This window comes from Acidobacteriota bacterium (genome assembly GCA_003696075.1).
Classification (GTDB): domain Bacteria; phylum Acidobacteriota; class Polarisedimenticolia; order J045; family J045; genus J045.
On sequence record RFHH01000209.1, the window covers coordinates 1 to 9,635 of the forward strand.

10 protein-coding genes are annotated in these 9,635 nt (G+C 72.8%); 6 read left to right on the plus strand and 4 right to left on the minus strand.

Annotation, left to right across the window (positions count from 1 at the left end):
- Together D6718_13255 and D6718_13260 are read left to right on the plus strand one after the other, a co-directional pair.
- Window positions 1-1,813: hypothetical protein (locus D6718_13255; protein RMG42879.1), on the plus strand; the 1,813-nt coding region annotated here is incomplete at its 5' end.
- 221 nt (window positions 1,814-2,034) lie between these two features.
- Entirely contained in the window at window positions 2,035-2,541 is a 507-nt protein-coding gene (locus D6718_13260; protein RMG42880.1) for a hypothetical protein, read from the plus strand.
- A 132-nt stretch (window positions 2,542-2,673) separates the two neighbouring features.
- Here D6718_13260 and D6718_13265 read toward each other — a convergent pair whose 3' ends face one another.
- On the minus strand, window positions 2,674-2,922 hold the full coding sequence (locus D6718_13265) for a hypothetical protein (protein RMG42881.1): 249 nt from the start codon (window positions 2,920-2,922) through the stop codon (window positions 2,674-2,676).
- Between the two features lie 97 nt (window positions 2,923-3,019).
- Between D6718_13265 and D6718_13270 the strand changes: the two genes are divergently transcribed.
- Window positions 3,020-3,484 carry an MOSC domain-containing protein gene (locus D6718_13270; protein RMG42882.1) on the plus strand — a complete coding sequence of 155 codons (465 nt, stop codon included), beginning with the start codon at window positions 3,020-3,022 and terminating at the stop codon, window positions 3,482-3,484.
- Entirely contained in the window at window positions 3,471-4,091 is a 621-nt protein-coding gene (locus D6718_13275) for a DNA-3-methyladenine glycosylase (protein RMG42883.1), read from the plus strand. Before D6718_13270 ends, D6718_13275 begins: the two co-directional genes overlap by 14 nt.
- Before the next feature lie 20 nt (window positions 4,092-4,111).
- On the opposite strand, the gene selD is transcribed toward D6718_13275, so the two are convergent.
- The 3 genes from selD to D6718_13290 all read right to left on the minus strand — a co-directional run bounded on the left by selD (window position 4,112) and on the right by D6718_13290 (window position 7,865).
- Window positions 4,112-5,158 (minus strand): selenide, water dikinase SelD, encoded by a 1,047-nt coding sequence (gene selD, locus D6718_13280; protein ID RMG42884.1) that lies wholly within the window; start codon window positions 5,156-5,158, stop codon window positions 4,112-4,114.
- A gap of 242 nt (window positions 5,159-5,400) precedes the next feature.
- The gene (locus D6718_13285) at window positions 5,401-7,038 is read right to left on the minus strand and encodes a hypothetical protein (protein RMG42885.1); all 1,638 of its coding nucleotides are present in this window, start codon (window positions 7,036-7,038) and stop codon (window positions 5,401-5,403) included.
- Window positions 6,708-7,865, minus strand: a complete 1,158-nt coding sequence (locus D6718_13290) for a pyruvate flavodoxin/ferredoxin oxidoreductase (protein ID RMG42886.1) — start codon at window positions 7,863-7,865, stop codon at window positions 6,708-6,710. Before D6718_13290 ends, D6718_13285 begins: the two co-directional genes overlap by 331 nt.
- On the opposite strand from D6718_13290, the gene D6718_13295 reads away from it, so the two are divergent.
- Together D6718_13295 and D6718_13300 are read left to right on the plus strand one after the other, a co-directional pair.
- A complete protein-coding gene (locus D6718_13295) occupies window positions 7,827-8,540 on the plus strand; it encodes a hypothetical protein (GenBank protein RMG42887.1) in 714 nt (237 codons plus the stop codon). The genes D6718_13290 and D6718_13295 overlap by 39 nt on opposite strands.
- Before the next feature lie 96 nt (window positions 8,541-8,636).
- Window positions 8,637-9,635: pyruvate:ferredoxin (flavodoxin) oxidoreductase (locus tag D6718_13300; protein RMG42888.1), on the plus strand; the 999-nt coding region annotated here is incomplete at its 3' end.

Below are 9,635 nucleotides of genomic sequence, written 5' to 3' on the forward strand. Positions count from 1 at the left end.
CCCCGAGGGCACGGTGGTCGCCCGCACGCTGCCGAAGGCGCCCCCGGTCCCCCGCGGCGAGGCGCGGCGGACGATCCGGAACCTGTTTCCCGACGCCGCGGTGTTGGGAGAGACCGCTCCGCCGCGCGGTTCGGCCCGTGGAGACGGGCGGGGGCTCGTCCTGGTGGACCCGAATCCGCGAGCCCCGGCGGCTTCCTTCCCGGCGATCGACGTCCGTTTCGACGGGCCGTACAACGGCGGCATCGCGCCACCCGATCCGGTGATGGCGGCCGGCTCGATCCACGTCGTCTCGCTCGTCAACTTGCGGATCGCGATGTACGACAAGTCGGGAAACCTGGTCAGTGGGCCCACCTCGCTGCGCTCGTTCTTCGGGGTCCCTTCCGGGTTTTCGCTGTTCGACCCGCTCGCGGTGCACGATCCCTTCTCGGGGCACTTCATCGTCACGGTGCTCGCGGACAACGGCAGCGCCCAGGACTCGCGCATCTACATCGCCTTTTCCCAGACCGAGGACGCTTCGGGAGCCTGGAACAAGTACTGGATCGACGCTGACCGCGGGCAGGAGCCGAACTGGGCCGACTATGCCTCGATCGGGCTGGATCGGAACGCCGTCTACCTGACGGCCAACATGTTCAGGAGGAGCGACGCGTTCGACAACGTGACCCTGTTCATCTACGACAAGGAGGACGGCTACGCCGGGCGTCCGCTCGACAACACGCACATCATCGACGTGACGAGCGCGAGCGGCGGCTCCCCGTTCCGGCTTCGCCCGGCGTTCATCGACGAAATCGTGCCGAACGACGAGTACTACCTGGCGCAGTCGAGCAGCGCCTTTGGCGACATCCTGAACCTCTTCCGGCTGACCGGCCCCCGGTTCGGCTCGCCGACGCTCAACGCCGAGACCGTGTCGCTGCCGGCCTTCTACTGGGGTCCCGGCAGCGCCCGCCAGCCGGGGGGCGCCGGGGTCGACACCCTCGGCGGTTCCGTCTGGAACGTCACCTATCACGCGGGAAAGCTCTGGACCGCGCACGCGGTGCAGGGGAACAGTTCGATCGCCGCCTGGGTTCATAGGATCGACGTCACCGGGCCGACGGCCGTTCGCGAAGCGACCTACGAGCTGGAAGACCCGAGCCGGGACACCTACTTCCCGTACGTGATCCCGGATACGGAGGACAACGACTTCGCGATGCTCAGCGCCTTTTCCGGCCCGTCCCTGTACGTCACCGGGAGGTACTGGAACATCGGCGCCGACGGGACCGTTCGATACGCGGAGTTGCTCACCGACGGCACGCGCGACAACAACTCCGGGAGGCACGGCGACTACTTCGCGATGTATCCGGATCCAGAGGATCGGAACCGCTTGTGGATGATCGCCCAGTACATGCGCCAGAGCTCGTTCTCGGGGAATCAGATGATCGCATCGGTCCGGTTCGAGAACGTGCCCGCTCCCTCCCCACCGCCCCCGACCCCCGACGGACACACCGTGCCGGGATCTCAGGTGATGGTCTCGCGAGCCGGAGGCAGCGACCTGACGATCACCTGGGGCACGGAGAACTGCCTGCCGCCCGACAACCATCTCGTCTGGTTCGACCTCGGTGGGATCGCGAGCTACACCGTCGCCGACGAGACGTGTTCGATCGGGGTTTCGGGCAGTTGGACGGGGCCCTCTCCGGCGGGGAACGTCGGCGTCATCGTGGTCTCCGACGACGGCAACGGGTTGGAGGGCTCGCACGGCGTGACCTCCGGCGGAGCGGAGCGGCCGTCCGCGTCGAGCATCTGCGCCACGCGGAAGGACACGAGCGGGTCCTGCCCCTGAAGGGACGCCCGCGGCGCTCCCGGGACTCCCGCGGGGAGGCGGCGGCTCTCCCGGCCCGGCGACCCCCACCAGGGACACTTCCCGTCCCCCCGCGGGGACGCGTCCTCGGTCCGGGAGGGCCACCTCCCGGGCGCGTCCCGGCGCGGAGTCGCCCGGGACGAGGGTTCGCCGCGATGGCCGCCCGCGAGCGGTGACGCCCCAACTGCCGGCAGCGAGGCCGGTTGGCGGGAAACGCCCGACTCTCGGCGGCCGGCCCGTCCCGCCCGGAGCCCGCCGGCGAACCGAGTCTGGCACGGAACCCGCAAAAGGCCGGGGCGAAGGAGGTTCCCGTGATCAGGAACGCTCGCATCGCCGGATTGCTGCTGCTCGCGATTCCCGCGGGCCTCCCCGCACGGGCGGGGTCGGCGCTCGATTTCGGGCTCGACCTCAGGCTGGGCCCTGCCTATGTCCGGGTCGTCCATCGCGACGGCCCCTTCGGCGGGGATCGGGTCGTCTTCGCCCTCGAGGAACCGCCGGTCGTGCGCCTCGCCCCCGGCTGGGTCGCTCCGCCGGCCTCCGTCCCACCCTGCGGCTGCACCGCCGGCCCCGCTTGGAGGTCCGGCGAAGCCGCGGCGCGGTGCCCCGATTTCGAGCCCTGGGAACGGGGCTGGCACCGGCACCGCGAGCGACACCACGACGGCCACGGCTACCGGCACCGCCGCCGGCACCATCACCATCATCACCACTAACCAAGAACCGGGAGTCCTGTCGGCCCAAACCCCGGCGGCGGTGCGGGACACCGGGTGCGCGGGCGGCGCCGAGCGCCGCCCGCGCCTTCTTCCGTTGCGCCGGCCCGCCCCCGTTCGGGCGGGCCGATCCCCTCACGACGCGTGCGGCCCGGCCGGCGCGCGCCCCTCGCGGTAGAGGGGGCACGACTCCCACGACCCCTCGAGGTTGTGGCGGCAGGTGACGTCGGTTTCGTCGGCCGGCACCCCGTGGCGGCGCAGCGTGTCGGTCCAAAGGCGCGGGTTCGCGGTCCGCAGGCTGCAGATCGCGTCCCGGAGCGCGAGCGGAACCCATTCGTCGCCCGGGCGAGCGGGAGGGGGGATCCGCATGTGGCGGCAGGCCATCGTGCACCTCCCCTTGACGGCCATGCTACGACGGTCCCCGGTCGGCCGAAACCCCCTTGTTGCGGGACGCGGCGGGGGCGGCGCAGCATGAGGCGCCATGGTCCCGGCTGGCCGCATCGTGCAGATCTGGATCAAGCCCGCACACGGCGCGGCGATGGAGCCGCGCCGCTGCGCAACCCTCGTCGCCGGCATCGGACTCGAGGGCAACGCCGACCGGGGCGGGCGGCGGCAGGTGACGGTGCTCGACCTCGGGCGCTGGAACGAGGCCACGGCGGAGCTGGGGCGCCGGCTCGACCCCTCGTTGCGCCGGGCCAATCTGCTGTTGGAGGGGATCGATCTCGCTGACAGCACCGGCCGCGTCCTGCGGCTCGGCGAGTGCCTGCTCGTCGTCCGCGGCGAGAGCCGGCCGTGCTCCAGGATGGACGAAGCCTGGCCGGGCCTCCGGGCGGTCCTGGCTCGGTCCTGGCGCGGCGGGGTGTACGGGGAGGTCCTTCGGGGCGGCACGATCCGACCCGGCGACGTGGCGGCCTGGGAGCCGGCGGGAGCGGATGTCCAGCGCTGATCGCTCCGCCGGCTCGCGCCTTTCGCGGCGCTTTTTCCGGCGCGACGCCGTGACCGTGGCGCGCTCGCTGCTCGGGCGGCTCCTCGTCCGGCACCTCCCGGACGGCACCGTTCTCGCCGGCCGCATCGTCGAGACGGAGGCCTACCTGGGACCGGAGGACAGGGCCGCCCACTCGTTCGGCGGCCGCCGCACGCCCAGGAACGAGAGCATGTACAAGGACGCGGGGCACGCCTATGTCTATTTCATCTACGGCATGCACTGGTGCCTGAACGTCGTCGCCGCGTCGGAGGGGCGGCCGGAGGCGTGCCTGATCCGGGCCGTCGAGCCGATCACCGGACTCGAGACGATGCGCCGCCTGCGCGCCGGGCGCCCCGATCCGGAACTCTGTTCGGGACCGGCGAAGCTGACGCAGGCCTTCGCGATCGACGGATCGCTCGACGGGATCGACCTGGTCACGAGCCGGGAACTCTACCTCGCCTGGGGCCGTCCCCTGCCCCCGAACCGGATCGCTGTCGGTCCGCGGATCGGCGTGGCCTACGCCGGCGAATGGGCGGACAAACCGCTCCGGTTCTACGACCGGCAGAGCCGGCACGTCAGCCGGCGCTGAACGGGCGTCCTCGGGGACGCTCAGGCGACCCTGACGCGCGGTTCGCCGGGAAGGACCTCGCCGATCACCGCGGCGCGATGGCCTTCCGCTCGCAGGGCGAGCTCGAGGCTCTCCGCCTCCTCCGCGGGAACGGCGACGAGGAGGCCCCCTGAGGTCTGCGGGTCGAAGACGAGCTCCACCCTCTCCGGAGCGAGCCCGGGGGCGAGATCGACCGCGCCCGCGCAACTCTCCCGGTTGGCGCGTGTCGCCCCCGTCGTGACGCCGGCCTTCACCATCGCCTCGAAGCCGTCGTGAACCGGGAGGCGCTCCGCGTGGAGGTGGAAGACCGACCCGGACGCCCGCGCCATCTCGAGCGCGTGTCCGGCGAGGCCGAACCCGGTCACGTCGGTGGCCGCCCTCGCGTGGTGCCGGCGCGCGAGAGCCGCGGCTGTGTCGTTGAGACGCTCCATTTCGCGGAGCACGGGATCGAATTCGCTCTCCCCCAGGCGTCCGGCACGGAACGCGTTCACCAGGACACCGGTCCCCAGCGGCTTGGTGAGGACGAGCCGATCGCCGGGCCTCGCCCCGGCGTTCGTCAGCAGCCGATCGGGCTCGGCCAGACCCACCACCGCCAGCCCGAACTTCAGCTCCCGGTCGCGCACGCTGTGCCCCCCCAGCAACACCGCACCGGCGCGCTTCACGACCCGGACGGCCCCCTCGAGAATGGCGCGCAGGACCTCGAGGGGCGCCGTCTCGGGAAAGCAGCAGATGTTGAGCGCCAACAAGGGGGCGGCGCCCATCGCGTAGATGTCCGACAGCGCATTCGCCGCCGCGATTCGGCCGAAGCGCTCCGGGTCGTCACACACGGGCGTGATGAAATCGGCGGTGGCCACCAGCGCCTCGTCGCCGTGGCGCACTGCGCCCGCGTCGTCGGACGTCTCCGGTCCGACGATCACGCGCGGGTCCCCGCCGGCGAGGGGGGCGACCGGTGCGAGCAGGCGGGCCAGGTCCCCCGGCCCGATCTTCGCCGCTCAACCGCCGGAGGCCGCGCAGGAAGTCAGGCGGAACTCTTTCCGGAACCAGCCCATGCGCGGGATGCTAGCACGCGGGGCTCGCGCGCTCGGCGCGCCCCGCGGCGGCGGCGAGCCCACGCGGCGCGCACCGGAAGCTCGGTTCCGGTGCGGCCGGTGCGTGTCCGGCCGGCCGCAGCCCGGCCGGGCGCGGCGAGCGATCCGGCGCGGGAGCGGCAACCGGGCGACAGGCGATCTCCCGCACCCCCGGCGCGCCCGCGGGCGCGACGCTCCGGGCACCGCGTCGGCTCGACCGCCTCTCAGGCGCCCCCCTCCGGGCCGAACACCTCTTCCAGCACCCGCTCGGCTCCGGAACGCCGGGACCCGGGCAGCCGCTCCGCGGCCGCCCGCCAGGCGTCGGGCACGAACCATCCTCCGCGCGCACTCGCGAGCGCCAGCGCGCCGAGCGCCGCCCCCCGCCGTCCGAAGCGCCGGACGAGAGGCTCCCTCTCGGCGACCAGCCCGTCCCCCCCGGGAAGCTCCTCGTCGATGATCGTGCGGGCCGCCGGGGATCCTTCGCCGAGCCATCCGCGTTCGCCCAGCGCCGCCATCCCCTCCGGAGCGATCGCGATGACCAGATCGGGGGAGCCGGGCACCGCGGCCTCGCCGCGGTCCGGGGAGAGCGCGAGTTCGGCCAGGGAGAATCCGGTCCCTTGCGTCACGGGGTTGTCCGTGCGGACCGCGACCCAAAGACCGGCCAGCGCCGCCGCGGCCGCGGCGAGCCGCGCGGCCGACTGCACGCCTTCTCCCGCCCTCCCGCCGATCGCCACCCGAACGGTGCGCCCCAGCGCGGACCAGGAGGGATGCGGCTCGAGGGGATTCTCCAGCGGTGCCGGAGGCGGGGCCTGGGCTCGCATCGTCCCGCGCCGCGGCGGTCTATCGAAGATCACCCCTTCCCCGCCGCGCTCCTCCGCCAACCGGCCCAGATCCTTCCCGGTGACGCCGCCGACCCGCGCCGCGAACGTCGGGCACAGCTCGAGCAGCTCGACGCAGGCGAACCCGGGGCGAGCGATCGCGGCCGCGAGCCGGTCCGGGAGCTCCTTGGCCGGGACCCGCGAGCGCGCGAAGTATCCGGCACCCGCGGCGGCCAGGACTCCCGCGAGATCGATCGGCGGGACCGGGTTCCCCCCGGGCGTCGTCGTGGTGGGCAGGCCCTCGGGGGTGAAACCGGAATGCTGCCCCCCCGTCATGCCGTAGACGAGGTTGTTGTGGACCAGCACGGTGACGTCGGCGTCGAGCTGGGCGGCGTGGACCAGGTGGAGCAGTCCGATCGTTGCCCCCCCGTCACCGACGAGGACGATCGGCTTGACCGGCGCCGCCCCGGCGCCCGCGGCGTACACCTGCATGCCGCAGGCGACCGCCGCCGCCCGCCCGTGGAGCGCGTGAACGGTGTGGAGGCTGGGGAAGAGCCGGTCGGCGAGGCCGACGCAGCCGATGTCGGTGACCAGCACGACGCTCCGAGGTTCGACGCCCGAGCGCTGGATCGCGGCGTCGAGTGCCCGGAGAACGTGCGAGTGCCCGCATCCGGGGCAGTACGGGAGAGAGGAGCGCTCGTCGAGGAACGCCGTCACCGCCGCACCTCGGCACAGATTTCGGCGGGGTCGATCGGCCGGCCCACGGCGTTCACCCGGCGCAACGGAAGACCCGGGATCTCCGCCCGGAGCTCCCGTGCGTAAAGGCCCGGGCCGTTCTCCTCGACGACCACGACGCGCGAAGCGCCGCGGGCGGCCTCGGCGATCGGCCCGGCGGGGACGGGAAACAGCGACAGGACCTCGAGCAGGCGGACCGCCACTCCTTCCTGCCGCAGGCGCGCCGCGGCCGCCCGGCAGGCCCGGGCGCTCGAGCCGTAGCTCACCACCAGCGTCTCCGCCTCCCGCTCCCCCCGTTCCCGCACCCACGCCAGTTCCTCCGCCCGCGCCTCGATCTTCGCCCTCAGGTGGGCGAGCTGCCGGAGGGTTTCCGGATCGTTCTTCCTCAGGAGCCCCCGGCTGTCGTGGGCGGAACCGGTGACGGTCACCTTGTGGGGGCCGCCGACGGGGGCGAATGCCGGCACGTCTTCCAGCGCTTCGATGGCGTAGGGCACGTACGGACGGTCGTCGGCGGGGCTCGGGCGCGAGCCGACCAGCGGCCGCGGAAGCGCCTCGAGCGGAACCGCCTCCATCGTCTTGCTGGTTTCCTTGTCGGTCAGGACGATCACGGGGGTGCGCAACCGTTCGGCCCAGTCGAAGGCGCGGATCGTCACCGCGTAGGCGTCGATCGCGTCCACCGGGCACAGGACCGGAACGGGGTAGCCGCCCGAGTTGGCGTGGGCGACGAAGAGCACGTCACCCTGCGCCGATTGCGTGGCGCCTCCCGTCGCCGGTCCGAGCCGCTGGGAGACGACGATCACCACCGGCGTTTCGGTCATCAGCGCGTACTGGGCAGTCTCGATCATCAGCGACCACCCGGGGCCCGAGGTCGCGGTCATCGCGCGGGCACCGGCCAGCGACGCCCCGACCGCGTAGGACAGGGCGCTGATTTCGTCGGGGGCTCCGAGGGCGACCCCGCCGGCGGCCGGAAGCCGGCGCATCATCTCCGCGTAGATCTCGGAGGCCGGGGTGATCGGGTAACCGGAGAAAAAACGGCACCCGGCGGCCAGAGCGCCTGCCGCGATCATTTCGTTGCCGGTGGCGAGAACGACGGCGCGATGCCCGCCCTCCCGCCGCGCGCGATCCGTGCTCGGCATCCGGCCTCCTCGGGGCGGAGCGCATCGTACCGCCTCGCGGGCCGGGCGGCGACGCGGCCGGGCGGGGCCGCCCGGCGAGCGGCTATCATCGGAATCCGGGGAGAACCGGAGGGCGCGATGACCTGGAGCTGGAGATCGGTGCGCCTCGCCGCCTCGCTCGCCTTGCTGGCCGCGGCGGCCAGCTGCGGCGCCCCGGCGGGCCGGGAGCCGTCGCCGGCCGGCGCGATCGAGATCCCCAACGCGCGCCACCCGCTGCCGGGCGTCCTGACGGGAGGTCAGCCCACCGCCGAGCAGCTGCGCCGGGCGGCCGAGGCGGGCTACCGGACCGTCGTCAACCTCAGGACCGAGGGCGAGGCGGGATCGCTCCCCGACGAGCCGGACCTGGTCCGCCGGCTCGGGCTCCGCTACGTGGCGATCCCCGTGGACCACGCGGCGGGCCTCACCGAGGACAACGTGCGGGCGCTGCACGAGATCCTGGAAGACCCGGAGGCGCGCCCGATGATCGTCCACTGCGCCAGCGGCAACCGCGTCGGCGCACTGTTCGCGCTTCACGCGCGCATGTTCGAAGGCCTGCCGCCCGAAGAGGCTCTGGCGGCGGGCCGTCAGGCGGGCCTGACGCGGCTCGAGCCGGAGGTCCGGCGTCGGCTCGAGTCGATCCAGCCCGTCAAACCGTGACTTGACCTGGCTCAAGAGGGCCGGGGACGGAGCGGTCGGACGCCTAGAATCAGCGGGGAGAGCTTATCGTTTCGTAAGACCCCCGGAGAGCGAGCCATGCCGAAGAAGATGCTGACCCTGGACGGGAACGAGGCCGCGGCGCGGGTGGCCTATCGCCTGAGCGAGGTCATCGCCATCTATCCCATCACGCCCTCCTCGCCGATGGGCGAGCTCTCGGACCAGTGGGCTTCCCAGCGCGTCGCCAACCTGTGGGGAACCGTGCCCCGGGTGATCGAGATGCAGAGCGAGGGCGGGGCCGCCGGATGCGTGCATGGCGCGCTCCAGGCGGGAGCCCTCACCACGACGTTCACCGCGTCGCAGGGTCTGCTCCTCATGATCCCGAACATGTACAAGATCGCGGGGGAGCTGACCCCTTGCGTCTTCCACGTCGCGGCGCGCTCCGTCGCCGCTCAGGCGCTGTCCATCTTCGGCGACCACAGCGACGTGATGGCCACGCGGGCGACCGGGTTCGCGATGCTCGCGTCCGGGTCGGTGCAGGAGGCTTGTGACCTCGCGCTGGTCGCGCACGCGGCCACCCTGGAGGCGCGGGTCCCCTTCCTGCACTTCTTCGACGGATTCCGCACGTCGCACGAGGTGTCCAAGATCGAGGTTCTCGAGGACGAGGACCTGCGGGCGCTCGTGAGCGACGAGCTCGTGCGCGCCCATCGCGAGCGGGCCCTTTCCCCCGACCGGCCCTTCATCCGAGGGACGGCGCAGAACCCCGACGTGTTCTTCCAGGCGCGCGAGGCGGTGAACCCTTTCTACGCCGCGTGCCCCCAGATCGTCGAGCGGGTGATGGACCGGCTGGCCGAGCGGGTCGGACGCCGCTACCGCCTGTTCGACTATGTGGGTGCCGAGGACGCGGAGCGGGTGATCGTCATGATGGGTTCGGGGGCGGAGGCGGCGCACGAGGCCGTGGAAGCGCTCGCCGCGGCCGGCGAGAAGGTGGGACTGGTGAAGGTCCGCCTGTACCGGCCATTCTCCTTCGCGCACTTCCTCGCCGCCCTGCCGCCGACGACGCGCGCTCTGGCCGTCCTGGACCGAACGAAGGAGCCC